A 25,417-nucleotide genomic window follows, 5' to 3' on the forward strand; every position below is an offset into this window, starting at 1 on the left:
CTTTTCTAGAGAAACATACGCCGGTTCTCAAAATTTGGACCGAAGTTGGACAAAAGTTTTTTGCCCCCACTGCAGCTTAGCCCAGTAACTCAGGAAATAAAGTTTTGGCGTTGCCCTGCAGAATCGCGTCACGGATGGACGAGCGCTGTGGTGTGTCTGTGGTGATAAGGACTTTGGCCAGCGTTGCACCCAGGTGGTACCAGGGCCAGTCGGTGCCAAAGAGGAGGCGTTCGCCGCCGGTCTTTTCAATAATTCGTTCCAGGCTGGTGATGCCCTGCCCGTGAATGCCTATCCAGGCGTTTTGATGTTTTACCGCGAGGTCTACCATGGCGTCGCTGTCCCGTGCCCCCGCATGACCCAGAATGACCTGCAAGCGCGGAAAATCGTCAAGGACGCGGGCGTAATGCCGCGGTACGGCAAAGGGTTGGCTGGACTCGGGCTCGATGCCTGCACGCCCCCCATGAAAGAACACCACGATGCCGAGGCGCTGTGCTTCTTCGTAAAAGGGCATGAGACCGGGATCATCCGGATAGAACTTTTGCACCGTGGGGTGAAGTTTTACCAGCTTTGCCCCCGCTGCCGCGTAGCGACGCAACTGCTCGACGCGATCCTCATCGCGAGGATGAACGGAGCACCCGCTGGTCAGACGATCGCCCGCGCCTGCCAGCGCTATGGCGCTCTCCCACTGTTCTGTGAGGTCGTCGCCAAAGGGCAGTCCCAGCTTGATGGGCAGTACGAAGGAGTGCTTCACGCCCATGGCATCCATTTCTGCGATGAGGTTGGGAATGGTGTGGCTGCGCACCACGTCATTGCCCCAGAGGCCCTGGGTGGTGAGCACTTTTTCGTTTTGTTTGAGCGCTTCCGGTGAAAAGTTGCCGTTGACGTAGATATCCAGATCCAGTTCACAGGGTGGCTTGCTCCCGTCGCAATCCAGAAGATGCCGCGTCCGCGGCGTTGCTGCCAAAAGGTCCAGTTGGGGTTTGAAGAGAATCGACATACCCAGATGCGCGTGCACATCGACGATGCCCGGCAGGCTGTCATCAACGCAGATCAGCTGTCCTCCGTCATCGGTGTCAAACCAGGGGAGCGTCGCCAGCCCCCGGTAACCGGCATAGCGATGAACCCCATAGGGACCTTTGCCCTTCTGCTCGGTCTCCCGCCTGCGCTGATTCGCAAGGTGGTCGATGTCGGTCTGGGTGTAGCGGCCCGGGGCTATTTCATCGCTGCATCCGGGAATGCCCGACAAGGCGAGACCACCGGCGGCGCCGAGCAGAAGTTGCCGGCGCGACAGAATGGTTCTGATGGTCATGCCAGGTCGGTTCCTGTCAGCAGCTCCGATAAGGCCCAGAGCTTTTTTGCTTCACCGGGATCAACAGCGTGAGCATCGACTCCGCTGAATCGCGCGGTATCACTCCCCGCTACGGTCTCGGCGGCTATATCGCAGTCTTCGCAGTACACCCCGCCGTGACCCTCCAAGGCGGGTGCCGTGGCTGTCCAGATGCTGGTGGCGGCGCCCTGTTCGGGACTCTTGAAGATTGCGTTTACCGTGCCCGCCTCATCGATCCAGCCCATGGCAATCATTTCTTCTCTGGGTAAGTGACGCTGCAGGGGTGTCATGATGCCGCCCGGGTGCACGGCAAAAGCGCGAACGCCATCGGCTTTTCCCCGAGTATCCAGCTCTACCGCAAAAAGACTGTTGGCGGTTTTTGCCTGACCATAGGCGATCCACTTGCTGTATTCGTCTTTATCGAACATCAGGTCGTCCCAGCGGATGGGCGAGAGTTTGTGTCCCGTGGACGACAGGGAGACAACGCGTGCCCCACCGTTTGCCCTGAGCGCAGGGTAGAGGAGCCGTGTGAGGGCGAAGTGCCCCAGATGATTCGTCGCAAACTGTGCTTCGCGGTCCTGCGCAAGGCGAGTCTCGGGGCAGGCCATGATTGCGGCGTTGTTGATGAGGATATCGATGCTTTTACCGCTTGCGATAAAACGCTGGGCAAAGACTTTGACCGACTCAAGATCGCCCAGATCGAGAGTTTCGACATTAATGTCACCGGGCAAGTCAGCGTATACCGCAAGCTCTGCCCAAGCATGGTCAGGCCGTCTTGCCGGCACCAGCACATTGGCGCCGGCAGTGGCCAGCGCCCGGGTGGTCTCCAGCCCAAGCCCGGAGTAACCGCCGGTGACAATGGCCTGCCTGCCCGAGAGATCGATGCCGTCGATGACCTCCAGCGCCGTACTGTTGCGATCAAAGCCTGAGTCCATAGGCGTTTGGGCTGTGGTCATCGAAGACTCCTCCTGTTGTCGGTTACTGTAAAGGAGGCCAGGACAGGGCTTTAGTCATCGTTCGCCGACGCCATTTCTCGCTCTGCCATATCGTTCCTTGCCTGGTAAATCACGTAAGCGCGGATAGCCTCAACATCCTCTTCGCTAAGGTGGTCAGCAAATGACACCATGCCATTCTTGGCCAGAACGCCATCGTGCACGACGCTTTTCCAGGTTTCGGCATTGGTGGTAATGGGCGACCAACGAAGGTCGGGTAGCACACCGGAGCTGATCGCGAAGGGACCGTGGCAGACAGCGCAGTTTCGCGCGTAGTGCACCAAGCCTGCATTGATTGTCTCTTCGTCGCCAAACGCAACCGCTGTGGTCATGCGGTCAACAACGGGGAGGTCGGGCGCTGGTATTTCGCCTGTGCCTCCAAGCTTGAATACGACGACCTTTCCCAGTGTGGCAGTTACCTTGTCGTCGTAAGCAAAGCCGGCGCTCAACCCAAAGGCAGAGCCCCAGCCGGAGGTAATGGCGACGTATTGCGTGCCATCGATAGAGTAGGTGCCGGGCCCCGCATTGGCGCCCGATTGCAGGTTGTAAGACCAGAGCTCTTCACCCGTTGCCGCGTCGTAGGCAAAGAATTCACCGTCCAGGCGCGCCTGAAAGACCAATCCCCCTGCGGTGGACAGCACGCCGCCATTCCATGCGTTGGCATGTTCCACACTCCAGCGGGGCTGTTGTGTTTTGGGATCCCAGGCGATGAGTCGCCCTTTAAGGGTGGCTCTCGCCGCCTTGATGTCCGTCGATCTGACCTCGGCAGGTACCAGGGCGGCGAAATCGGCACCGGTGTTCCAGCCGGTAGTTTTGCTCGCGTAGCGCGCATCCGCACCGTAGGCCTGCGGGATTTCCTGTGCGGGGATGTACGCCAGGCCTTCGATGGGGTTAAAGGCCATGGGGTGCCAGTTGTGCGCACCCAGAGGGCCCGGCAACAGCACTACGGGAGCTGCACCGTAGCGAGCACCTTCGGCTTCGATAGGTCGACCGGCTTCATCCAGACCCTTCGCCCAGTTCACCGGACCAAAAGCGCTGCCAGAAATGAACTGTCCGGTTTCGGCGTTAACAACATAAAAGAAACCGTTCTTTGGCGCCTGCATGGCGACGCGCATGGGTGCCCCGGATTCACCCAGGGGCAGATCTGCCAGGATGATGCTCTGCGTTGCCGTGTAGTCCCAGTTGTCCCCTGGGGTTGTTTGGAAGTGCCAGCGATAGCGCCCGGTCTCGGCGTCCACAGCAACAATAGATGACAGGAATAGGTTGTCGCCGCCTGAAGGGTCGCGAAAATCGCGGTTCCAGGGAGAGCCGTTGCCGACGCCAAAGATAATCTGATCGTTGACCTCGTCATAAACAATGGAGTCCCAGACGGTGCCGCCGCCGCCGTCCGTAACCCAGTCGCCCTCATCACCCCAGCTATCGTTGGCAAATTTGGCAAAGACCTCGTCAGAAATCTCGTTGTCCGGTTCCTTGTTGGGGTTGGGGACCGTATAGAAGCGCCAGATTTTCTCGCCGGAGTCTGCGTCATAAGCACTCAGGTAGCCGCGCACACCCATCTCGGCGCCACCGTTACCGATGAGCACCTTGCCGTCCACCACCCGGGGTGCCCCGGTGATGGTGTAGGGCTTGGATTGATCGACGGTGACGATGCTCCAGTTGCGCTCGCCGGTTTTTGCATCCAGCGCTTCGAGGCGCCCGTCAATCACCCCGACAAACACCTGTCCCTCGTAGACCGCGACACCCCGGTTCACCACGTCACAGCAGGCGTTGACGCCAACAGCCTTGTCGACCTCGGGATCGTAGACCCAAAGCTCCTCTCCGGTCTCGGCGTCCAGGGCGTACACCAGGGACCAGGCGGAAGTCACGTACATCACGCCATCGACCACAATGGGCGTCGCTTCTACGCCACGATTGGTTTTGAGTTCGTAGGTCCAGGCAACGCCCAGATCGGCAACGTTCTCACGATTAACATCGGTCAATGAGGAGTGTCGTTGCTCGTCATAGCTGCCGCCATAGGTAAGCCATTCTTCGCTGGCACGAGTATCGATGATGCGCTGGGTAGTGACATCAGCAAAGGCCTCAACGGGGGGCTCTGCCGGTGCGACGACGGCTTCTTCGCTCTGTTTACTGCAGGCCCCCAGAAAAAGCAGCGGTAGGACCAGGGCCGTGGTTTTGGCCATCGATGAAGCTCGCTTGCTTCGGCGGATTAACGCATTGTGGCTGGCAGCGATCGATGGCTGTAAGGGACAAAACTTGGACATTCTAAATAGGCCTTATTGTTAGTTAGGCCCCCAGTCTAGGATGACAATCGCCTCTTGAACAGTGCCATTTACTGCCCCTAAAAAAAACGCGTGACCGCGATGCCCAGGGTAATAACGATGACCATTGCGGAGCCGATCTGCTTCCATTTTGTGGCATCGGAAAACAAACGCGAGAGCAACAGCGCCAGGATGCCCAGGTCGAAAAGGAACAGGAGCTGCGCCGCTTCTACTCCCAGATTGAATGCCAGTAAGCCCGTTACAAGAAAGTCGGCGGGGAGGCCGATTTCACGTAGCGCCGAAGCGAACCCCAGTCCGTGTATGAGTCCAAAAAAAATCACCAGCGGATAGCGCGTATGTGCTCTGGCGCGGCCCCTGAGATTGGCGATGGCCACCCACAGGATGCTCAGCAAGATCAGCGGTTCAACGATTGACGCCGGTGCGCTAAACCAACCCAGTGCCGTGAGGGCCAGGCTCAGGGAGTGCGCGAGGGTAAATAGCGTTACGATGCCCACGAGTCCCCCAAAGGATGCCGACCCGAAAAACAACGCCGCTACGAATAACAGATGATCCACGCCGTCGGGAAAAATGTGTCGGAAGCCGGTGATAAACAGATCTGTAAATACGGCTCGGGCCTCTGCAGCGGTATCGTCCATGTTTTCTGTGATGGCAGGCTCTGACCCTGCAGGCCCAGCGCCGAGGATGTTAAACGCGGGGGAGCGTTGACCGCTTACCAACCATCGCGTTTGCTTGCGACCACTCGCCTCATCAATGAGCGTGTTCGCAATGGGTTCTTCAAATCTAAAGCCATCGAGATAGGTAATTTGCAGGGTAACCGGCGCCTGAACGGATTCAGGCAGGGTGCCCACAAGTTGCAGATGGCTGCGTGGCCAGCCCAGAGGGTCGAGGAACTCTTCCTGCGATGCGTCGGGAAGCCGCAGCTCTGTAAGCGTCAGGGCGACGGGTTCGCCGTTGGCGGTAAGTGCTAGCGCATCCGGGAGGGGTGCCAGCGCTTGTGCGATGCCGCTGTCGCCAAGAGGGTTGCTCCGCTGACTCCAGGACCAGTAAGACTCGCGGCTCCCGGCAGTTGCCAGCAGGTCGAGCGCGAGCTCGGCGGTGACGCTGCCATCTGTCGACACCGACACCGATGATCGCGACATGTTGAGAAGATGCGCGTTGGCGCTGGCTGTTGTTAGGGAAAGAGTTAGGAAAAGAGTTAGCAACAGAGCTAGCAATAGCGCAAGAAGCAGAGCAAACCGCCGCGCAAAAGGATGACCTTTTTGCATCACCAGGCGACGGGATGGGTCTCGCCCGTGGTGATGTTCACCAGTCCGCCGGGGTTATCTTTGTAGGGCGCTACTAATTGCCACTTCCAGGGTGAGGCGGTGAGAAACGCAAAGCGCATACGCTCCGGTAGTCCCGGGTTGCCGATCCACTCCATTTGGTCCGCGGCATTGAACAGCGCCTCTACCTCCGTGCCCACCTCGGTGACTGATCGTTGGGATACCAGTCCTGCGACCTCCAGGCGAACGGTGGCCACCAGCTCTCCATTGTGAACCAGCGCCCAGCCTCCCTGCATTTCAGCGACGGTATTTGCCGCGAGCGCCATGGCGGCGTCATCGTTCCCAAGAACCCAGATATTGTGGAGATCGTGGGACTGGGAGCTGGCGAGGGCGGAGTTGGGTGACAGGGGGCCTACATTGCGCCAGAACATGGTCGATAGCGCGGCGTCGCCGTGGTAGCGATCGAGCATGGCAACTTTGCTGATGCCCCGGGCCGGATCCGCGCGAAGTTCGCCATCACTTACCGCCAGGGTGTCGATGGGCAGCTCCGGCTTGAAGTAGAAGGGTTCTAACACTGCGATATTCATCGTCGCCCTGCCTTCGGGGGCAGGCATTGCGAAGTCCGCTGCCGTGAGCTTACGTCCAACATTCACGGTGTTGGTGGCCCAGGCGGGGTAGTCGATCTTGGGTACGTCGAGGAGGTATTTGCCGTTTTGCGCTGCCAGCCTGCCGCTGGCATAAACCGACTCTACGGCAACGGTGTCGGGATCTGTGAGGAGCACAATGTCCGCGAAGCGCCCCGGTGCGATGCTCCCGACGCGATCATCAATGTTGAAGTGCCGGGCCGTGTTGTAGCTGCCCATTTGATAGGCGATTGTGGTGGGAACCCCTGCTTTGATGGCCGAGCGAATGTTGTAATCCATGGATCCCAGTTGAGTGGTGGTGTGCACATCGCGATCATCGGTGGTGACGGAGATATTGCTCCAGTCACTGATGCCTTCCTTAATCAGGTAGGGGAACAAATCGCGCATGGCGCGGACTTTGACTTCGAGAAAGACCCCCCGACGGAGTTTTTCCAGCCCTTCTTCGGGCAGGCGAACCTCGTGATCCGAGGACAGCCCCGCCGCCGCAAAGGCATTGATCTCTGCCGCCGTCACCAGGCCCGCACCGTGTCCCTCGATCACCCCGCGACTCTGACGGGTTGCCTGCATCATGCCCCAGATGCGCGCGTGGCCCGGGGCGTCCAGCTCGCTGACCGACGTCCAGTCCATCACTTCGCCTAAACCCACCACGCGCAGGTCTCGCTCCATAAAAGCGGCCATTTCATCGTGACCGTAATAGCCGCCACCCGATTCATAAACGGTGGGAGGCGTAGCAGACCCCACAGCCGGAAAAATCTTTAGCGGACTGCCGGCATCTTCAGCATAGAGCCAGAAATCAACGTTGTTGTTGCCCACGACGTTGGAGATTTCGTGGGAGCCTTCCACGGTCCAGGTGCTGCCAAAAGGGATGACCAGTTCTGCCTCGTACTCCGGCGTGAGGTAGCTGCTCTCTATGTGTTTGTGCGATTCGCCAAAGCCGGGTACGGCCCAGAGACCTTTTGCATCCCGGGTGGTCAGCGCCTTGCCGGTGAAGTCACCACTATTGCCTACCCAGGCGATGCGGTCGCCGGAGATGGCGATGTCCTGCGCCGACTCCCAGTTGCCGGTAAAGACGTTGAGGAGCGTGACGTTGCGGATGAGTAAATCGGCGGGCGCCCGGCCCAGGGACACCTGCAGCAGTTGTCTGCGGGTCTCCACTTCAGGAGAGAACACCGTGGTCTCTTCGCGATAGCCGGGCAGCTGCTGGGCAAGCACATTGCCACCGATCATCAGGACGGTGAGCAGGGCGAGTCGCATGAATCGCATAAGAGTCTCCATGAAAATTGATAGCGCGCGGTTATCATAGCCCAGCCATTCGCTTCGGGCTTCCCATTCAGCCTGCTGATCGTCATTGGAACGGTCCCTGGGCGCTTCCGCCGACCTGTCATTAGACAGCGTTAAAAGTGCTGCTATGATTTGGCCTATTCCTGCTTAATGATTCCGCGAGGTCGTTGCTATGCGCACTGTTGGCGTTGGGTTGTCTGTTTTTCTATTGTCCTTTGTGAGCTTCTCTACCCTTCTTTTCGCTCAGACAGAGGGCGGCCAGCATCCGCTCACTATCGACGACATCATGGCCATCAAATCCGTGGGTGATCCCCAGGTGAGCCCCGATGGGCAATGGGTGGCCTACACCGTTACCCAAAAAGACCTGGAGGAAGACAAGTCCCGGACGCAGCTATGGATGGTGTCCACGGACGGTGGCGAGCCGATCCCCATGACCTCACCCGATAGTTCGGCGAGCAGCCCCAGATGGAGTCCCGACAACAAATACCTCAGCTTTACCGCAAGTCGCGGAGAGGATGCCGAGACGCAGGTGTGGAGCCTCAACCGTCTGGGCGGAGACGCCATGCAGGTCACCGATGTAAAACAGGGCGTGAGCGGCTATGCCTGGTCCCCCGATGGCAGTCGCCTGCTTCTCGAGATTAAAGATATGACCGCCGCCGAGATGAGCGAGGACGAGGACGACGATGATCGGCCGCAGCCCCACGTCATCGATCGCATACAGTTCAAGCGCGATTACACGGGCTACCTCGATCGTCGCCGCACGCACATTTACACCTACACACTCGGCGACGAAGCTCCCGTGCAGGTGACCTTTGGTGATTATGACGATGAGGATCCGGTGTGGAGTCCCGACGGCCAGCACATTGCCTTTGTCAGTGATCGCTCCGAAGAGCCTGACCTGCACTATGGCTCGAACATCTGGCGTGTTGATCTCACGGGTGAAGAGCCCAGGCTTTTTCAGGTCACCGACAGCGAAGGTAAAGAGCGCTCACCGACCTGGAGCCCCGATGGCAAAAGCATTGCCTATGTGAGTTCTACGGGACCCGATGTCGGTGGCTCTGCACTGACTCCAACGCAGTACCTGGCGGTAACGCCGGTCGATAACTATGAGCGGCGTCTGCTGACGGCGGAGCTGGATCGCAATGTGTCTGATCCCCGGTTCAGCGCCGACGGCAAGCGGATCCGTTTTCGCCTTGAGGATAGCGGGCAGGTGCATTTTGCGTCCATCGCCAGTAATGGCACGGATCTCAAACGTGAGCTTGATGGACCGGTCACCGTGCGTGACCTCGAGGTAGCAGGTGGTCGCACCGTGGTGCGCGTCGAGCAGGCGAACAGGCCTGCGGAGATTTATGCCTACGATGACGGCGTGCTCAGTAATCTCACCAACGTTAATGGTGAAGTGTTTGATGCGCTTATGCCGGCAAGCGTGGAAAAGCAGGCCTTCAAAAGCGCCGACGGCACCACTGTAGAAGCTTTTTATGTGCGGCCCCCCGACTTTGAAGAGGGTAAGCGCTACCCGACCATTCTCTGGCTGCATGGCGGCCCTGCGGCTCAGTTCAGCTATAGCTTTCGAAGCACGGCGCAGCTCTTTGCAGCAAACGGCTACGTAGTGATCATGCCCAACCCCCGCGGATCCGTAGGCTATGGCGAGGACTTTGCCAAGGGCACCGTCGCTGCCTGGGGCGAGAAGGATGTGCAGGATGTATTGGCGGCGGTAGATCATGGCATCGAGATGGGCATTGTGGATCCCGATCGCCTGGGCGTCGGGGGCTGGTCCTACGGCGGCATTCTCACCAACTACGTGATCACCCAGAGCACGCGTTTTAAAGCGGCGTCCTCGGGCGCGAGCCTGGGCCTTGTGCCCGCTAACTACGGTCACGATCAGTATCAGCTGATGTACGAGCTGGAGTTTGGTCTGCCCTGGGAGAACCGCGAGCGCTGGGACGCGCTGTCACCCTTCTGGCAGGTGGAAGACATCACGACGCCGACACTATGGATGGGTGGAGAAGTTGACTGGAACGTACCTATCATCAACTCCGAGCAGATGTATCTCGCCATGAAGCGTTTAGGGAAAGAAACCCAGTTGGTCGTGTATCCCGATGAGCACCACGGTATTCGCCGGCCCTCGTTTCAGGTGGATCGCTTTGAGCGATGGCTCGCGTGGTTTGATCACTATCTGAAATAGGTCTCTGCCGGCTTGGCGTGCCACAGGCTTTAATGTGGGCGCCTCTGGGGTCCTCTATGCAGCAGACTCCGTTCTGGTGTCCCACCCTGGAAAGACAAGCACGGCGGGGTGGCACCTCAAAGCACGAGCGAGCGTTTTCGCGCGATCAACTCCAATATTCACACGTCCCCGTTCAATTGATGAAATAGTCGATTGCGGCATACCCGTTAGTTTTGCGAGCTGTGTCTGACTGAGCTCCTGAAGCTCCCTAATAATCCTCACGGACTCTCCGGGAGAGACTACAACTCTCCGTGTTGCTTTGCTGAATTCACTCATCAGGACCTCCTGCGATAATCATGGGGTGTGACGTCTACAACAAATACCTCTAATCGGTCGCCCTGAACTTTGTAAATAACCCGATACTGTTTATTTAACCGAGACGAGCGGTAGCCCTTCCACTTGCCACGGAGCGCCTCGTCTCTGAATCCGCGAATTAGCCCTAATCCATCTGGACCAGACAGCTCAACCACGTCTTTCCATTTTTCGTAGCGCTTTTGGACTTCAAGAGGCGCTTTTTCAAGCTGTTTATCCAGACGCTTATGCTCAAATACTGACCACATTGCTTAAAAGATATATATCTATTTAGATATGTCAACCCTGTGGGCGTATGATGAGTGTCTCGGCGGCATTGATGTTTGCTAGCCATAAATATTGGTTGAATCTATGAGCGTTCATCTATGATTAGGCAGGTTTTTTATAGCGCATTTCCTTACCGTGGTGTTATCCGCAACGGCGCCTGTGGCGCTCTTCTTTTACTGGGGTCGTTTCTCAGTAACGCTACGGTCGCCGACGACATGCTCCGCGCCGACCCCGACCGCATGCAATCGCGCATCGAAGCTTTACGCAAGTTTGGCACCAACCCCGAGGGTGGCGTGAGCCGTGTCGCCTTTAGCGACGCTGATTTGGCGGGGCGTGCCTGGCTCAAAGAGCAGATGGTGTCTCTGGGTCTGGAAGTGAAAACTGACACCGCCGGCAACATCATTGGCCGGCGGGCGGGGAGCGACGATGACCTCGCACCGATTCTTTTTGGTTCGCACATCGACTCGGTACCCGGCGGTGGAAACTACGACGGTCAGGTTGGCGTAGTGGGTGCTTTGGAGGTTGTCGAACTTCTCAATGAAGCGGGCATCACTACGAAGCATCCCCTGGAGGTCGTGAGTTTTACCGACGAAGAGGGAGGGCTGGTTGGCAGTCGCGCCATGATCGGCAAGCTCACCGAGGATGCCATGGACGTGGTCTCCAACAGCGGTTTTACGATCCGTGAGGGCCTAAGGCGTGTCGGCGGTGATGCTTCGCGCATTGCAGAAGCCGCGCGGACGCCCGACTCATTAAGCGCTTTTTTGGAGCTGCACATCGAGCAGGGGGGGCTCCTTGAGCAAAAACAACTACAGGTCGGCGTGGTGCAGGGCATCGTCGGTATCCGCTGGTGGGACGTTACCATCGAAGGCGTAGCCAACCACGGTGGCACGACGCCCATGCGTCAGCGGAATGATGCCTTGGTTGCGGCATCGCGGTTGGCCATTGCGGTCAACACCACTGCAACGGAGCTGGAGGGCCGGCAGGTGGCAACGGTGGGGCGTATTGAGGCGTTTCCTGGCGCCCCCAATGTGGTGCCCGGCAGAGTAGTGATGAGTCTCGAAATCCGCGACCTTGATGCCGATAAAATGCAGCAGCTGTTCGATCTGATCCAGGCTCAGGCCGTGGACATTGCACAATCCGCAGAGGTTTCTATCAGCTTCACGGAATTGGATGTGGCCTCACCGCCCGCGCTCACAGATACGGCAATCCGCGATCTCATAGCCGAGTCCACGGAGGCGCTTGGCTACAGCTACCAGCGTATGCCATCCGGCGCGGGCCATGACGCTCAGGATCTCGCGAAGATCACGCCCACAGGCATGATTTTTGTGCCCAGTAAGGGCGGTATCAGCCACTCGCCCTACGAGTACACCTCGCCCGAGGATATGGCGAACGGTGCCAGTGTTTTGCTGCACACCATTTTGGCACTGGACGCGCAATAAGTTGTGAATACGACAAGTAGATCGATTAGGGCGTCAAATTCGATGCCAACATTGGCGATGCCAGTCTGCAAATTCCCGAAGGCGAGGTCTTTGATGAACGCAAGCTATTGGTGGGCTCCGAGGTGCTTTGGGAGCAGGGCAGGGGCCGCTGTAAGCTTAGGGCAAAGCTTCAGGCCGGGGATCTGACCGTAACCCTCACTGAGTAGGATTCCGGCGGGCACCAGAGGAACATAGCGGTGCTCCAGCCGATGCGGTAGTGTTCAATGCTCGTAAATCAGAGGCATACTCATGACACCGTTTTTCAACCGCTTGCTATCGGCTTGTGCACTCCTTGCCTTGCTTACAGCCTGTTCAGGTGACACCACGGTTAACCCGGAACCGTCACAAACAGCCACGGGACCATCTTTCCATATCCGCTTTGATCCATCCTTGGGCGATGCTCCCCAGAACGGCCGCTTACTCCTTCTCCTGTCCAACACCGACCGCGATGAGCCGCGCTTCCTGGTAGATAATTCTCTGGACACCCAGCTGGTCTATGGTCGCAATGTGTCGGACTGGACTGCCGGGTCCGACATGCCCATTGATGCCGCGCATATTGGATTCCCTATCAACACCCTCGCCGACCTGCCGCCGGGCCGCTACTACGTGCAGGCGCTGCTGAATCGTTACAAGGACTTCACGCTGAGTAACGGCAAAACCGTGAGCCTGTCTCCGGATCAGGGCGAAGGGCAACAGTGGAATCGTAAACCGGGCAATTTCTATTCTGAGCCCGTGGCACTGGATATCACCGCCGACGGGAAATACGAGATTGTCATGGATCAGCAGATAGACCCCATTGAGCCTGCCGAAGACACCAAGTTCATCAAGCATGTGCGCATGAAGAGCGAGCTGCTGTCGGAGTTCTGGGGCGAGGATGTGTACCTCGGCGCGCACGTTCTATTGCCCCGGGGTTTTGAGGAGCATCCCGAGGCACGCTATCCGCTCATGGTCTTTCACGGTCATTTCCCCAGCGACTTTGGCGCCTTTCGACCGGAGCCGCCGGATCCTGATCTTGAGCCCGTTTACAGCGAACGTTTCTCCATGGAGGGATACAACATCATTCAGCAGGAGGAGGCACACAATAATTACCTCCGTTGGATAGCCGATGACTTCCCGCGATTTTTGGCCATCGAGATTCAACACCCCACGCCGTACTACGACGATTCCTATGCGGTGAATTCTGCGAGTCAGGGGCCCTATGGTGATGCGATTAACTACGAGCTGATTCCCTTTATCGAAGAGCAGTTCCGGGGCATTGGCGAGGGATGGGCGCGCTTTACCTACGGTGGTTCCACCGGTGGTTGGGAGGCCATGGCAACGCAGATGTTTTATCCCGATGAGTTCAACGGCGCCTTTGTCGCCTGCCCGGATCCCATCGATTTCCGTGCCTACCTCACTATGAATATCTACGAGGACAGCAACGCCTACTACTACCCCAGCGATTTTCAGAAGATCCCCCGTCCCGGACGACGGGATTATCTGGGTAACGTCACGGCAAGTATCAAGGACCAAAATGATCTGGAGCGAGTATTGGGTGACCGCAATCGCTCGGGGCAACAGTTTGATATCTGGGAGGCAACCTTCTCCCCCATGGACGACGACGGCTACCCGGCAGACCTGTGGGATCCCGCGACCGGCGACATCGATCCGGAAATCGCCGCTTACTGGAAAGAGAACTTTGACCTGAGCTACATCCTGCACCGTGACTGGGCAACGCTAGGTCCCAAGCTCGAGGGCAAGCTGCATATTTATACGGGCGATATGGATAACTACTATCTCAATAACGCCGTGTACCTCGTGGAGGAGTTTCTGGAGAGCACTACCGACCCCTATTATGCGGGCGAGGTGGACTACGGTGATCGTGCGGAGCACTGCTGGAACGGGGATCAGGAGAACGGCAATCATCTATCGCGCTTACGATACAACTGGATGTACGTGCCCCGGATCCTCAAGCGGATTGAGGACAGTGCGCCCGAGGGTGCTGACCTGAGTAGCTGGAGGTATTGAGAAATGAAAATAATGACAGCTTGGTGGGCGGTGATATCCACAGCGCTGGTTTTTTCTCCGGGCGTGATGGCCGGACCGGAAGACTTTCATTCTGGCGGTCTCATCAAGGGCTATGGCCGATTCGCGGATGTGCCCACCGCAAAACCCTTACCCGCCGATACGCATTTTAAACTGGCGATCGATGTGGTGGATGGTGGGGTTACCGGTGAGGTGAACAGCCGCTTTAAAATCGCCGCAGGTTTTCTCAACCTGCAGCATGCCAATGGTATTCCTCCCGAAAACGTGGACATTGCTCTGGTAGTGCACGGCACGGCACACAGAGACCTGCTCAATGACGACGCCTACGGCGGCAAGAATCCCAATGCCGAGCTTTTGGGTATTCTTCAGGGCTACAAGGTAAAGGTGTTGTACTGCGGTCAGAACGCTGTTTCTCGGGATATCTCACCCGATGACCTGCTGCCGGGTGTGGAAATGACCCATTCAGCCACGACGACGCATGTACTTCTGCAACAGCAGGGCTATTCCCTTCGTCCCTAGGGAATAGTCCAGCACTTACCCTGATAATGGCCCCTGGAAGGAGAGCGGATAATGACAACGGCGGATGAGTGGCTGGCGCGGGGCAAAACCACCGAGTTGCTGGGTCACAGGGTTTTTTATGTCGATGAAGAGGCCGTGGAGGAGTCCCGCGGCACGATTCTGCTTATTCATGGATTCCCCACTTCCAGTTGGGACTGGTGGAAAATCTGGCCGACGCTGAACCAGCACTATCGTCTGGTGGCCATGGATCTTTTGGGTTTTGGATTTAGCGCTAAACCCACACCTCACGACTATCGGATTATGGAGCAGGCAGATCTTTGCGAGGCCCTGGCCGATGGGCTGGGCCTGGAGCAGTTTCACGTACTGGCTCACGATTACGGAGATACCGTTGCCCAGGAAATGCTCGCGCGGCAAAACGAAAATCTGGGCGTCGGTAAGTGGCAGTCCTGTATGTTTTTAAATGGCGGCTTGTTTCCCGAGACCCACCACGCGGTGCTTGCTCAGAAACTGCTTAAAAGCCCCATCGGTTTTATCTTCCGCCATGCGCTTACCAGAAAAAGCCTCAGCAAGTCCTTTGATCACATTTTTGGTGAAACCAAGGCGAGCCAGGAAGAAATTGATACCTTCTATGAGCTTTTTGACCGGGACGGTGGCCGGCGCAACGTTCATCGCCTGATTCATTACATGAGCGATCGCATCGAGCATCGTGAGCGATGGGTCGGGGCGCTTTCTTCGGCGATGTGCCCCATTGGTCTGATCAACGGTAACCTGGACCCCGTATCGGGGAGCCATATGGTGAAACGCTTTGAAGACCTGCTCGGCAGTGATTTTTTTATCCACCATTTGCCCACAGTGGGACACTACCCGCAGGTAGAGGCGCCGAAGGAGGTGTTGGCAGCCTACGAAACCTTTTTGGCGACGCTGTAGGGTTTACTGTTTTCGCTACTGTCGTCGCTATGGTCCTCCAGCCGCGCCGCAGCAGCCTCGTTTAAACGGGCCTGCTCACCGGAATTTGCTCCAGTGCCAGGGTGCCGTCCAGCGAGTACATGAGCACCCCGAGAAGGGTGACGCGCCATCGTCGCCTTGGGGCTCCCGCATCGGCTGCGAGGGTGTAGCACTGAATGCCATTAAGAGGGACCATCCGCGTTTTCAAAACACAGTGTGGAGCAAGCGTCTCCCTGTGCGAATAGCGTGATCGCTTTATACTTGAGCCCAATGGCTTGGCGACGCGCGAGCCCTCCGACCCACTGCTCGGATGTCGATTTTTGTTATGGAAGTGCTTTTGTCTTTATTGCGCCGTACTCTCAAGCCTGGGCCGCTGATGTGTTTGCTGTTGCCGGCTTTTCTTTTGGGGGGCGTGCAGGCGCACTCAGAGACTCTCATCGCAGAGGACTATCCTGCACCGGTAAAGGCGGTAATCGAGCAGCGGTGCATGGTCTGTCACGGCTGCTACGATGCGCCCTGCCAGCTCAAGATGGACGCCTGGATCGGGCTGCAGCGGGGCGCCAGCAAGGACAAGGTGTATAACGGTGCGCGACTGCTGCCGGCAAATCTTACCCGTCTGTATGAAGATGCACGGAGCGTCGAGGAATGGCGGGAGAAGGACTTTTTTCCGGTCGTAGATGAATCTGACCCGCATCAGGGCGTGATGTATCAGATGCTGAAGCTGAAGGAAGAAAACCCCTCGTCAAGCTCAGGAAAGCTCCCGGATACCTTTGATTTTAGTTTGAACCGAGATCAGAGCTGCCCTAAGGCCGATGAGTTCGCCGAGTACCGCGACGAGCGACCTTTGCAGGGTATGCCCTACGGATTCCCCGGTCTCGATGCCGACAGGCAGACGCTGCTGACCGAATGGCTGGATGCGGGCGCGCCGGGCAAGCCGGTACCCCCGCGTTCCGATGACGAATTACGTGCTGTCGATGCCTGGGAGACCTTCCTCAACGCACCGGATAACAAATCACGGCTAATGAGCCGCTATATTTTTGAACACCTGTTTATTGGTGATTTGTATTTTGAAGAACTGGGCGCTGACCCCACCTGGTACAAGCTCGTGCGCTCACGCACCGCACCGGGACAGCCCATCGATTTGATTGCCACGCGGCGTCCCTACGACAAGCCCGGCACCGACACTTTCTACTATCGCCTGCAGTCGCGCTACATCAGCCGTCTGGCCAAACGACACATGCCCTACGCCCTAAGTGCGGAGCGCATGGATCGCTGGAAACAACTATTTCTGGAGCCGGAATATGAGGTGACATCGTTGCCTTCTTATAAAGGAAAGCACGCCTCTAATCCCTTTATGAATTTCCAGCAGCTCCCTGTGGAAGCACGCTATCGTTTTATGCTCGAAGAAGCGCATTTTACGATCATGGCCTATATCAAGGGTCCCGTCTGTCGCGGCCAGGTGGCTCTTAATGTCATCGATGATCACTTCTGGGTAGCCTTTGTTCGCCCCAACAGCGTTGATCCGGAGCAGCAGGCCGACTTTCTGGCGGCGGAGGCGCAGGAAATGCGCCTCCCCCAGGCTAAGGGCAGTTTAGCGATTACCGCACTGCAGTGGCGAGGCTATGCAAAGAGCCAGCAAAAGTTTCTTAGGGCCCAGGCGAAGGCGGTAGCGAAGGTTGTAGACCAGGAAAGTCTGAGACTGGATATGGACCTGATCTGGGATGGCGGTGCAGAGCACAATGATAACGCAGCGTTGACTGTGTTCCGCCACTTTGACAGCGCAACGGTGGTGAAGGGGTTTGTAGGTCAGCAGCCCGAAACGATGTGGGTGATCGACTACTCACTTTTGGAGCGAATCCACTATCTGCTGGTTGCGGGTTTTGATGTGTACGGCGCGGTTGGCCACCAACTGGAAAGTCGCCTTTATATGGACTTTTTACGTATGGAGGGGGAGCAGGCATTTTTGTTGTTCTTGCCGGACGGCGAACGGGAAGCGGTACGGAACCACTGGTATCGCGGCGCGAAGGACGATGTAAAGAAGTACATTGTGTCCCCTAAGCTCGAGAAATTTGAACGGCCTTCTGCCATCGAGTTTCAGACCGATGACACCAGGTCCGAACTCATGGCGATGTTCAAAGCGCGTATCCCCTCTGCAAGCAATGATCGTTATGCGGTAAATGAAAAAACTCTGGAGGCACTCATGCAGGGTCAGGGCAGGGCTTTTAGCTTCTTGCCTGAAGTGTCGTTTCTACAGGTGCTCAGCGCCCGTGGTGAGGCGGATGTGTACAGCCTGATTGCGAACAGGGCTCACAGTAACAATGCCCAGCTCTTTGCAGAGGAGGATCGACGCTTACCCGAGGAGGACTCGCTCACGGTGACCGAGGGCTTTGTCGGCGCCTATCCCAACATGTTTTTCCAGATTAACGAGGCGCAATTGCCCAAGTTCAGCAAAGCGCTCCGGTCCCTTGCAAGCCCGGATGATTACACGGCTCTGGTGGAGGCGTTTGGTGTGCGCCGCACGGCACCCTGGTTCTGGAAGCTTAGCGATGACTTCACTGCGCAGTACAAAAGCAGTCACCCCCTGGAGGCCGGCCTCTTCGATCTCAACCGGTACCAGAATCGCTAGCAGGAGCTTGGGTTTTTCTTCAGGGAGTTGCCTCCCGCCAATCCCTCCTAGACCTGCATGCCTCCGCAGGGTGGGATCACGGTGACGGGGTCGATGTACCACTGTGCAATCACAAAGCCTGCCATGATCCCCAGCAGCAGCACAGCCAGGGTATAGGCATGATGTATTCGCTGCTTGCGTTTTATTCGCGCAAGGAGGACATCCAGCTCTGCGTGTTTATCTTCCAGCGTTTCCATAGGATTAGTGTAGCGGGAGTTGGATGCTTTTGGATGTGATACTTGCAGGCGGCGCTTATCGGAGCCCTCGAAGTCTGGCGACAAGCACAATTAAAGTCGGCCAAAAAATGGTGTTCACAAAGTCGTGAGCACTGGCACCCCAGCGGAGATAGCCAAAGGATCGCGCATCATCATGCAAATCGAGTGCTTCCATGATCGCAGCTATCGCAATAACGGGTAACAGACTTGCCCAGCAAATGCGGCCCCGGTGCCAGGTAACGATGGCGATTAAAAACACCGCCATGCCGACGTATATGTGCACAGCATCCTTTGATAGATCCACAGCGTTCAAGATATGGATCTTCATTAACTGGTAGGAGCTGGTTTCTACGCGGGGCACTGATAGTGCCTGTACGGTAGATCCGCGACCGGATCGGGTTTGAGTGTCAGCACCAGCTGGCCTCATTAGCCGGCCGTCGCAGCAACTCCTCAACGTTGGTTTTCAAAATACGGTAGCCCACATTACCGAAGAGCGTCTGACGGTTGTCGTTCATGACAACAGACGGGCTACCCGTGACGCCTATACGCCTGGCTTCCTGATAGTCTGCCATCAACGCGCCCAGGGCGGCGCCGTTTTCCAGTTGCTCGTTGATCAAGATTGGATTCAGCCCCGCATCGGTCGCCAGTTGGTTAAGCTCTTTGGCGTCGCTAACATCCAGTGTCCGCTGGAAGAAAGCGCCGCGACATTCGCGTTCGAGCTGACGGGCCGCATCATCACCATGGGCCAGTCCTGCGGCCTTGATATACGTGTGGCATGCTGCGGATGACCTTGGGCGCACAGTTTTCCAGATGTCATCACTGACCGTTGCTTCCTCGAAGTCCGCGGCAGACTCGATGACATGCCGACCAAAACCCTCATAGCCGCCCTTGTCTGCCCATTGCCTTCCAATACGGTTAGCGGTGTCGCCAAACACGTCGACGAAGGCATGGCGAATGGTAACTTGGCCAGCAAACTCCTCCGAGAGCTGATCGATTCGCCGCTGTGATATCCAGGCCCAGACGCAGAGTATGTCCGTGAAGTAATGGATCGTGGGTTTATCTGCAGAGCTCAAAGACATCGGAATTACCCTTCGCCAAAGGCAGAAAACGTAAAAAACGATGGTGGATGATACATCCCTCCTGCTTATGACGCTAAAGGCATAGAAATCGAGGCAAAAAAAAGCACCCCCACTCCGTGAGGGCGCTTTTACGGTGAAAAAGGCGTGACCGGATAGTCAGAGGCCTTGGTCGATGCCGCTGCTTAGTTAGCGGCTACCATGCTGTCCCCACCCTTAAGGTCGAAGCGGTCCAGCTTCATGACCTTGCTCCAGGCATCCACAAAGTCGTGGACGAAGACTTCCTCGGCACCGTCGTAGGCATAGACCTCGGCAATCGCGCGGAGCTCAGAGTTGGAGCCGAACACCAGGTCCACCTCGGTCGCTGACCAGCGCATCTCGCCGGTGACACGATCCCTGCCTTCGTAGACGTAGGGATTGTCTTTGGTCGGACGCCATACGTTGCGCATGTCCAACAGGTTAGTGAAGAAGTCGTTATCGAGCGCCTCGGTTTCGTCCGTGAGGACCCCGTGCTCCGACCCGCCTGCATTGGCATCCAGCGTGCGCATGCCACCGATGAGGACGGTCATCTCCGCCACGGACAGGTCAAGCTGATCGGCCTTGTCCAGAAGCGCGTCCGCAGGCTGTCGGTAAGCCGCATCACTATAGTAATTGCGGAAACCATCGGCCTTGGGCTCGAGAACGGCAAAACTGTTCACATCCGTCTGCTTCTGACTCGCATCCGTGCGACCGGGGGTGAAGGGCACCTCGACGTCATAGCCAGCGGTTTCAGCGGCACGCTCTATCGCTGCGGCACCGGCCAGCACGATGACGTCAGCGAGGGATACCTGCTTGTCACCACGCTGGGACTTATTGAAGTCCTTCTGGATACGCTCCAGGCGCTTGAGCACGCGGGCGAGTTCCCTGGGGTCATTTACTTCCCAGTCCTTTTGGGGCGCAAGACGAATTCGCGCTCCGTTAGCGCCACCACGCATGTCGCTATCGCGGTAGCTTGCGGCCGACGCCCAAGCGGTCCGCACAAGCTCTGCGGTAGTGAACTCCGACGACAGAACCTTCGCCTTGAGCTCCGCCACATCACCGGCGTCGATGAGGTCGTGATCGACTGCAGGTATCGGATCCATCCAAATCATCGCTTCTGCAGGTACTTCAGAGCCTACATAGCGAGCCATGGGGCCCATGTCGCGGTGTGTCAGTTTGAACCAGGCTTTCGCAAAAGCCAGCTCGAATTCCTCAGGGTTCTTGAGGAAGCGCTGGGTGATCTTTCGGTACGCCGGATCTTCCTTGAGCGCCAGATCGGTGGTGAACATGATTGGCTGATGGCGCTTGCCGTCGACATGTGCATCCGGGACGGTGTTGGCACCGCCGTTGTCCTTGGGCACCCACTGGGTGGCGCCGGCGGGGCTCTTGGTCATCTCCCAGTCATAGGAGTAGAGGTTGCTCAGGTACATCATGGACCACTGGGTCGGAGCGGCTGTCCATGCGCCTTCCAGTCCACTGGTGATGGTGTCTTCTGCATTGCCTTTACCGCAGCTGTTATTCCATCCCATGCCCTGGTCTTCCACGCCTTCGCCTGCGGGCTCCGCCGCCAGGCAGCCATCGGGCTTCTTCGCGCCGTGTGCTTTACCAAAGGTGTGTCCGCCTGCAATGAGAGCAACGGTTTCTTCGTCGTTCATCGCCATGCGACCAAAGGTTTCGCGGATGTCATGAGCTGCCAGCTTGGGATCCGGCTTGCCGTTGGGTCCCTCGGGGTTTACATAGATGAGACCCATCTGCACCGCTGCCAGGGGCTTCTGTAACTCGCGCTCCCCGGAATAACGCTCGTCGGCCAGCATCACGGACTCTGGACCCCAGTAAACCAGATCGGGCTCCCAGTCATCTTCACGGCCACCGGCAAAGCCGTAGGTCTTGAAGCCCATGGTTTCCAGGGCAACGTTGCCGGTGAGAACCATAAGGTCCGCCCAGGACAGCGCGTGGCCATACTTCTGCTTCACCGGCCAGAGAAGTCGGCGGGCCTTGTCGAGGTTGGTGTTGTCGGGCCAGCTGTTGAGAGGCTCAAAGCGCTGCTGTCCGCCACCGGCGCCACCGCGACCATCCATGGTGCGGTAGGTGCCCGCACTGTGCCAGGCCATACGTATAAAGAAGGGACCGTAGTTGCCGTAGTCTGCAGGCCACCAGTCCTGAGATGTGGTCATGATTGCTTCGATGTCGGCTTTGACTTCAGCAAGATCAAGCTTTGCAAAGGCGGAGGCGTAATCGAAGTTGGGTCCCATGGGGTTTGCGGTGTTTTCGTTCTGGTGCAGCGGGCGCAGATTTAGCGCCTGGGGCCACCAGTCCTGCACTGTTTTCGGTTCGCCGCCATGGACGTAGTCAGCGCCTGCGGGCGCAGTGGCTGTCAGCGTTGCCGCCATTGCCACGCAAAGAGACAGTTTGTTCTTGAGCATGTTCATATGATCCTCGTCGTCTGTCTTGTTAAGTAAAGTCAGGCTACTTGCCTGACATACACACAGCGTAGAAGATCATCGATGAACAGTAAAATGAATTAAAAATTAAAATTCGATCTAAAAATACGATTGAACTGGCTTTTAAAGTGCCGCCGTTATCGATTTTTCCGGATCAGGCTGTCGCACTGTGATGGTTTGAACCAGCAGGATTTCGCAGGCGCCGGGTCCCCTATCCCGTCTTGTGAGACTGCTGGGAATCACTCGGTTGTCGGGGAAGTGCACGTCCACCAACTCTCCCGTCAGGTGAACGATCGCACCTTGAGGTGTTTCTGATATTTGACGCAATACGCTGTCATTGGCTGGAATTAAATGAATATTCGCCGACGATAGGTTCACAAAATCAATGTTGATCGGGGCGTCATAGAGATGCCAGAACATAAATCGATCACCCTGCGCGACTTTGATGGGCCGCAAAACTGCCTCATCGGATAGCGGCCCCCAGCCGAGGGCAAAATCCCAGGGGGCAACGGCCGCGAGATCATCCCAGCGGTATTGCCGCTTACTCAGTACCTTCGCCGTAATGTCGTAGCCCGCCCTGGGGGCAAGGCGAAATTCGCCCATGGGAAAAGCAGGAGCATCAATAGCCCACTGACGTGGTACTTCGGGTGCCAGCACGCCATCTCCCAGCACCACGGTGTCGCTGCAGGCGGAGATAATTGCCACGAGCAGCACCGTGAAGACATGACGCCGCCAGGCCTGCAGTTGTCTGAAGCGTCTCACGGTTGTTCTGCTATTCGCCCGCTAGGGCAAGGCCTGAGTGCTGATGATGATGTCCTGATAGCTTGGTCAGCGCTTTTAACGACTCGGGGTCGGCACGCGAAGCAAACACACCGGAGACCGCGACCTGGCGGGCGACCGACAGCATGTCGGTTTGTTGGGCGCTAAAGTCCAATCCGGTGCCATACCAGGCGATGACAAGATCCCTGGCTGGATCGACGTAAAGTCCCTGACCCAGGTATCCACCCTTAAATGCGCCACCGTCATCCCAAACCTGATCCCATTGCCACCCTGCGCGGCGGGGAAGATCATCGCCGTGATCTCGTTTCAGCCACTCCAGTTGCTCTTTGCTTCTGGCGATTCCACCACCGGCCTTCAGGTCGGCCATCATGGTGTTCGCGATATCCGGAAAGTCCTCGCTGTCGGTAAACACCAGACCAAAACGCGCGAGATCCCGAAGGCGGGCCATGAGGCCTCCCGATGCATAGGCGTAGCCTTCATCGCTCACGGCCATCAGCGCGTCCGATTCAGCGCCGATGCGGCTCCAGATTCTCTCCTCCACGGCGTCAGCGTAGCTTTGCCCGGTGACGCGCTCGATGACGAGCATCAGTACGTTGGTATTGGCAGAGACATACTCGTTGCGCTCCCCCGCGGGACGGAGCCGCCCCATCCCTTTCACCAAAGCCGTGAAGGACTCATCGCGTCCGGTGGGCGCGGTAATGCCCAGGGCCTCCTCCATGCGATACACACAGGTGGAGTTGTCCTGATAGCCGTCACTGTCCCGGCAATCCATACCGGAGGCCATGTTGGCAATGTCGTAAATCGAGGTGCCGGCCCAGGCCGTGGATTCAAGCTCGGGTAAATAGCGCTCAATGGAATCTTCCATCTCCACTTTGCCCTCGGCTACCAGGGTCGCCAGCGCCGCTGAGGTGAGCACCTTGGTGACGGACCAGCCAAAATGCCGTTCTTCGGGAGCCATCTTTGGATAGGCTTCAACAGCGACTTTGCCACCGTGAAGAACGATGACGCTGTCCAGGAGCTCATCGCCCGCGACATAGTCGGCAAAAGTCAGCTCGTCTCCGTCGACCAAGACGGGCAGGGCTTCCAGCCCCGCGGCGCTTGTTTGCTCAAGCTCGCGATGCTCCTCACCGCGGGCAATGGTTGTGGTGTGCAGGTAGGACTCCGCGTGGAGATGGAACTGCAGGCTGACGGCACCGCCGCTGTCGAAATTCGTGGGTGTGACGCTGTTGAACTCACTGTGCGGGTCCGTCGCGGCCAGGGCGGATAGAGGTCCAAGCAACAGAGCGGTGCAAAGGGACAGCCAGTTCGCTAAGTGAAAAGGCGATCTACCGAGCACCCCGGTTGATCTGCCCGTTTCTGTCGGTGGCGCTGTACGCATATCGAGTCTCCAGCAATCGAGCTTCTATCTTATGCTGTCTGGCGGTCTCGAGGCTATTCGACCTACAATCCCGCGCTCCACAAGTGAGCAACGAATTCCTCATGTACAAAATCCGCACCTACAACAGCATCTCTGTGAAGGGTCTAAATCGCTTTCCTCGGGAAGACTACGAAGTGGCGGGGGAGCTGCCCCATCCTGATGCTTTTCTCCTGCGCAGTCAGAATCTCCATGATGTGGATTTTCCCGAAACGCTAAAAGCTGTCGGCCGGGCGGGAGCCGGGGTGAACAACGTGCCTTTGGAGCGCTGCAGCCAGGAGGGGATCGTCGTTTTCAATGCACCGGGCGCGAATGCCAATGCCGTCAAAGAGCTGGTCCTCGCGGGTATGCTGCTGGGCTCCCGGGATATCTACGAGGGCATGAAGTTTGTGGAGTCCCTCGAGCCCCAGGATGGTCTCGATCCTCTGCTGGAAAAAGAAAAAAAGCGCTTTGCGGGTACGGAGCTTATCGGCAAGACCCTGGGTGTGGTGGGTCTGGGAAATATCGGTTCCCTGGTGGCCAATATGGGTCTGGCCTTGGGCATGAAGGTTATCGGCTTTGACCCGGCGATCAGTGTGGAAGCTGCCTGGCGTCTTTCCAGCGACGTGGAGAAGATGGATAACCTCAGCAGCCTGTTCAGTCGCGCCGATTACATCAGTCTCCATTTACCGGTACTGGATGCTACCCGGGGACTGGTCAGCGATAATCTCCTGACTAACGTAAACCCGTCGCTGGTGCTGCTCAACTTTGCCCGGGGGGAGATCGTCGACAACGACGCGGTGATGCGCGCATTGAGTGAAGGACGCATGCATCGCTATGTGTCTGACTTCCCCGCGAAGGACACACTTCGCCATCCGGGGATGTTGCAAATGCCGCACATTGGCGCAAGCACCGGCGAGGCGGAAGAAAACTGCGCCATCATGGTGGCCGATCAGCTCATGGATTTTCTGGAGCACGGTAACATCAGCAACTCCGTAAACTTTCCCAACATTTCCCTGCCGCGCGCAACGCCGGTGCGGGTCACTATCACCAACCGTAATGTGCCCAAGGTGCTCAATCAGATTACCGCGATCATCGCGGATTACGACATCAACATTGTGGACATGCTCAACAAGAGCCGCGCCGATATCGCCTACAACATCATTGATCTGGAGGCTTGTCCCAGCGATGTCTCACTCGAGGCGCTGCGCGCCATCGACGAAGTGATCAACGTTCGTGTGATAGGGTCCTGTAACCACTCCTGATGCAGGTCT

21 protein-coding genes are annotated in these 25,417 nt (G+C 57.4%); 7 read left to right on the forward strand and 14 right to left on the reverse strand.

Features of this window, described 5'->3' with window-relative positions; genetic code table 11:
• Positions 1–76 precede the first annotated feature (76 nt).
• The 5 genes from ACTG3T_RS00085 to ACTG3T_RS00105 form a co-directional block, all read right to left on the reverse strand.
• A complete protein-coding gene (locus ACTG3T_RS00085) occupies positions 77–1,309 on the reverse strand; it encodes an amidohydrolase family protein (protein ID WP_439100224.1) in 1,233 nt (410 codons plus the stop codon).
• Positions 1,306–2,283, reverse strand: a complete 978-nt coding sequence (locus tag ACTG3T_RS00090; protein ID WP_439100225.1) for an oxidoreductase — start codon at positions 2,281–2,283, stop codon at positions 1,306–1,308. Before ACTG3T_RS00090 ends, ACTG3T_RS00085 begins: the two co-directional genes overlap by 4 nt.
• A 50-nt stretch (positions 2,284–2,333) precedes the next feature.
• Complete coding sequence (locus ACTG3T_RS00095; protein WP_439100226.1) at positions 2,334–4,499, reverse strand: PQQ-dependent dehydrogenase, methanol/ethanol family; 2,166 nt, start codon at positions 4,497–4,499, stop codon at positions 2,334–2,336.
• Between the two features lie 158 nt (positions 4,500–4,657).
• On the reverse strand, positions 4,658–5,737 hold the full coding sequence (locus ACTG3T_RS00100; RefSeq protein ID WP_439100227.1) for a HupE/UreJ family protein: 1,080 nt from the start codon (positions 5,735–5,737) through the stop codon (positions 4,658–4,660).
• 125 nt (positions 5,738–5,862) lie between these two features.
• Positions 5,863–7,767: an adenine deaminase gene (locus ACTG3T_RS00105; protein WP_439100228.1), complete on the reverse strand. Its 1,905-nt coding sequence runs from the start codon at positions 7,765–7,767 to the stop codon at positions 5,863–5,865.
• A 190-nt stretch (positions 7,768–7,957) separates the two neighbouring features.
• Here ACTG3T_RS00105 and ACTG3T_RS00110 point away from each other — a divergent pair, with 190 nt between their 5' ends.
• A complete protein-coding gene (locus tag ACTG3T_RS00110) occupies positions 7,958–9,970 on the forward strand; it encodes a prolyl oligopeptidase family serine peptidase (protein ID WP_439100229.1) in 2,013 nt (670 codons plus the stop codon).
• Positions 9,971–10,024: 54 nt separating this feature from the next.
• On the opposite strand, the gene ACTG3T_RS00115 is transcribed toward ACTG3T_RS00110, so the two are convergent.
• Positions 10,025–10,285, reverse strand: coding sequence for a helix-turn-helix domain-containing protein (locus ACTG3T_RS00115; protein ID WP_439100230.1), 261 nt, complete (start codon positions 10,283–10,285; stop codon positions 10,025–10,027).
• Positions 10,285–10,569 carry a type II toxin-antitoxin system RelE/ParE family toxin gene (locus tag ACTG3T_RS00120; protein ID WP_439100231.1) on the reverse strand — a complete coding sequence of 95 codons (285 nt, stop codon included), beginning with the start codon at positions 10,567–10,569 and terminating at the stop codon, positions 10,285–10,287. Before ACTG3T_RS00120 ends, ACTG3T_RS00115 begins: the two co-directional genes overlap by 1 nt.
• Positions 10,570–10,686: 117 nt before the next feature.
• Here ACTG3T_RS00120 and ACTG3T_RS00125 point away from each other — a divergent pair, with 117 nt between their 5' ends.
• The 4 genes from ACTG3T_RS00125 to ACTG3T_RS00140 all read left to right on the forward strand — a co-directional run bounded on the left by ACTG3T_RS00125 (position 10,687) and on the right by ACTG3T_RS00140 (position 15,537).
• Positions 10,687–12,027 (forward strand): Zn-dependent hydrolase, encoded by a 1,341-nt coding sequence (locus ACTG3T_RS00125; protein ID WP_439100232.1) that lies wholly within the window; start codon positions 10,687–10,689, stop codon positions 12,025–12,027.
• A gap of 288 nt (positions 12,028–12,315) precedes the next feature.
• A complete protein-coding gene (locus tag ACTG3T_RS00130) occupies positions 12,316–14,073 on the forward strand; it encodes a hypothetical protein (RefSeq protein WP_439100233.1) in 1,758 nt (585 codons plus the stop codon).
• 3 nt (positions 14,074–14,076) lie between these two features.
• Positions 14,077–14,610 carry a DsrE family protein gene (locus tag ACTG3T_RS00135; protein ID WP_439100234.1) on the forward strand — a complete coding sequence of 178 codons (534 nt, stop codon included), beginning with the start codon at positions 14,077–14,079 and terminating at the stop codon, positions 14,608–14,610.
• A 51-nt stretch (positions 14,611–14,661) separates the two neighbouring features.
• Positions 14,662–15,537, forward strand: a complete 876-nt coding sequence (locus ACTG3T_RS00140) for an alpha/beta fold hydrolase (RefSeq protein WP_439100235.1) — start codon at positions 14,662–14,664, stop codon at positions 15,535–15,537.
• A 61-nt stretch (positions 15,538–15,598) separates the two neighbouring features.
• Here the strand turns inward: ACTG3T_RS00140 and ACTG3T_RS00145 are convergent, their stop codons facing one another.
• Positions 15,599–15,751: a hypothetical protein gene (locus ACTG3T_RS00145; RefSeq protein ID WP_439100236.1), complete on the reverse strand. Its 153-nt coding sequence runs from the start codon at positions 15,749–15,751 to the stop codon at positions 15,599–15,601.
• Positions 15,752–15,892: 141 nt separating this feature from the next.
• Here ACTG3T_RS00145 and ACTG3T_RS00150 point away from each other — a divergent pair, with 141 nt between their 5' ends.
• Positions 15,893–18,181, forward strand: coding sequence for a fatty acid cis/trans isomerase (locus ACTG3T_RS00150; protein ID WP_439100237.1), 2,289 nt, complete (start codon positions 15,893–15,895; stop codon positions 18,179–18,181).
• A gap of 47 nt (positions 18,182–18,228) precedes the next feature.
• Here ACTG3T_RS00150 and ACTG3T_RS00155 read toward each other — a convergent pair whose 3' ends face one another.
• The 6 genes from ACTG3T_RS00155 to ACTG3T_RS00180 all read right to left on the reverse strand — a co-directional run bounded on the left by ACTG3T_RS00155 (position 18,229) and on the right by ACTG3T_RS00180 (position 24,029).
• Complete coding sequence (locus ACTG3T_RS00155; RefSeq protein ID WP_439100238.1) at positions 18,229–18,417, reverse strand: hypothetical protein; 189 nt, start codon at positions 18,415–18,417, stop codon at positions 18,229–18,231.
• Between the two features lie 55 nt (positions 18,418–18,472).
• Positions 18,473–18,796 carry a hypothetical protein gene (locus ACTG3T_RS00160; RefSeq protein WP_439100239.1) on the reverse strand — a complete coding sequence of 108 codons (324 nt, stop codon included), beginning with the start codon at positions 18,794–18,796 and terminating at the stop codon, positions 18,473–18,475.
• A 46-nt stretch (positions 18,797–18,842) separates the two neighbouring features.
• On the reverse strand, positions 18,843–19,514 hold the full coding sequence (locus ACTG3T_RS00165; RefSeq protein WP_439100240.1) for a DsbA family oxidoreductase: 672 nt from the start codon (positions 19,512–19,514) through the stop codon (positions 18,843–18,845).
• Positions 19,515–19,696: 182 nt separating this feature from the next.
• On the reverse strand, positions 19,697–21,958 hold the full coding sequence (gene katG, locus ACTG3T_RS00170) for a catalase/peroxidase HPI (RefSeq protein WP_439100241.1): 2,262 nt from the start codon (positions 21,956–21,958) through the stop codon (positions 19,697–19,699).
• A 135-nt stretch (positions 21,959–22,093) separates the two neighbouring features.
• A complete protein-coding gene (locus ACTG3T_RS00175) occupies positions 22,094–22,732 on the reverse strand; it encodes a hypothetical protein (protein WP_439100242.1) in 639 nt (212 codons plus the stop codon).
• A gap of 10 nt (positions 22,733–22,742) precedes the next feature.
• Positions 22,743–24,029 (reverse strand): serine hydrolase domain-containing protein, encoded by a 1,287-nt coding sequence (locus tag ACTG3T_RS00180; protein ID WP_439100243.1) that lies wholly within the window; start codon positions 24,027–24,029, stop codon positions 22,743–22,745.
• 200 nt (positions 24,030–24,229) lie between these two features.
• Between ACTG3T_RS00180 and ACTG3T_RS00185 the strand changes: the two genes are divergently transcribed.
• Positions 24,230–25,408, forward strand: a complete 1,179-nt coding sequence (locus ACTG3T_RS00185) for a phosphoglycerate dehydrogenase (RefSeq protein WP_439100244.1) — start codon at positions 24,230–24,232, stop codon at positions 25,406–25,408.
• The last annotated feature ends 9 nt before the right edge of the window (positions 25,409–25,417 follow it).

The sequence above is a fragment of the Congregibacter sp. genome, from assembly GCF_965660375.1.
Classification (GTDB): Bacteria; Pseudomonadota; Gammaproteobacteria; order Pseudomonadales; family Halieaceae; genus Congregibacter.

Excerpts from the sequence above, each read along its gene's own strand:
- ACTG3T_RS00085 (WP_439100224.1), bottom strand. The coding sequence starts at position 1,309 with ATGACCATCAGAACCATTCTGTCGCGCCGGCAACTTCTGCTCGGCGCC.
- ACTG3T_RS00090 (WP_439100225.1), bottom strand. The coding sequence starts at position 2,283 with ATGACCACAGCCCAAACGCCTATGGACTCAGGCTTTGATCGCAACAGT.
- ACTG3T_RS00095 (WP_439100226.1), bottom strand. The coding sequence starts at position 4,499 with ATGGCCAAAACCACGGCCCTGGTCCTACCGCTGCTTTTTCTGGGGGCC.
- ACTG3T_RS00100 (WP_439100227.1), bottom strand. The coding sequence starts at position 5,737 with ATGTCGCGATCATCGGTGTCGGTGTCGACAGATGGCAGCGTCACCGCC.
- ACTG3T_RS00105 (WP_439100228.1), bottom strand. The coding sequence starts at position 7,767 with ATGCGATTCATGCGACTCGCCCTGCTCACCGTCCTGATGATCGGTGGC.
- ACTG3T_RS00110 (WP_439100229.1), top strand. The coding sequence starts at position 7,958 with ATGCGCACTGTTGGCGTTGGGTTGTCTGTTTTTCTATTGTCCTTTGTG.
- ACTG3T_RS00115 (WP_439100230.1), bottom strand. The coding sequence starts at position 10,285 with ATGAGTGAATTCAGCAAAGCAACACGGAGAGTTGTAGTCTCTCCCGGA.
- ACTG3T_RS00120 (WP_439100231.1), bottom strand. The coding sequence starts at position 10,569 with ATGTGGTCAGTATTTGAGCATAAGCGTCTGGATAAACAGCTTGAAAAA.
- ACTG3T_RS00125 (WP_439100232.1), top strand. The coding sequence starts at position 10,687 with ATGATTAGGCAGGTTTTTTATAGCGCATTTCCTTACCGTGGTGTTATC.
- ACTG3T_RS00130 (WP_439100233.1), top strand. The coding sequence starts at position 12,316 with ATGACACCGTTTTTCAACCGCTTGCTATCGGCTTGTGCACTCCTTGCC.
- ACTG3T_RS00135 (WP_439100234.1), top strand. The coding sequence starts at position 14,077 with ATGAAAATAATGACAGCTTGGTGGGCGGTGATATCCACAGCGCTGGTT.
- ACTG3T_RS00140 (WP_439100235.1), top strand. The coding sequence starts at position 14,662 with ATGACAACGGCGGATGAGTGGCTGGCGCGGGGCAAAACCACCGAGTTG.
- ACTG3T_RS00145 (WP_439100236.1), bottom strand. The coding sequence starts at position 15,751 with ATGGTCCCTCTTAATGGCATTCAGTGCTACACCCTCGCAGCCGATGCG.
- ACTG3T_RS00155 (WP_439100238.1), bottom strand. The coding sequence starts at position 18,417 with ATGGAAACGCTGGAAGATAAACACGCAGAGCTGGATGTCCTCCTTGCG.
- ACTG3T_RS00165 (WP_439100240.1), bottom strand. The coding sequence starts at position 19,514 with ATGTCTTTGAGCTCTGCAGATAAACCCACGATCCATTACTTCACGGAC.
- katG (WP_439100241.1), bottom strand. The coding sequence starts at position 21,958 with ATGAACATGCTCAAGAACAAACTGTCTCTTTGCGTGGCAATGGCGGCA.
- ACTG3T_RS00185 (WP_439100244.1), top strand. The coding sequence starts at position 24,230 with ATGTACAAAATCCGCACCTACAACAGCATCTCTGTGAAGGGTCTAAAT.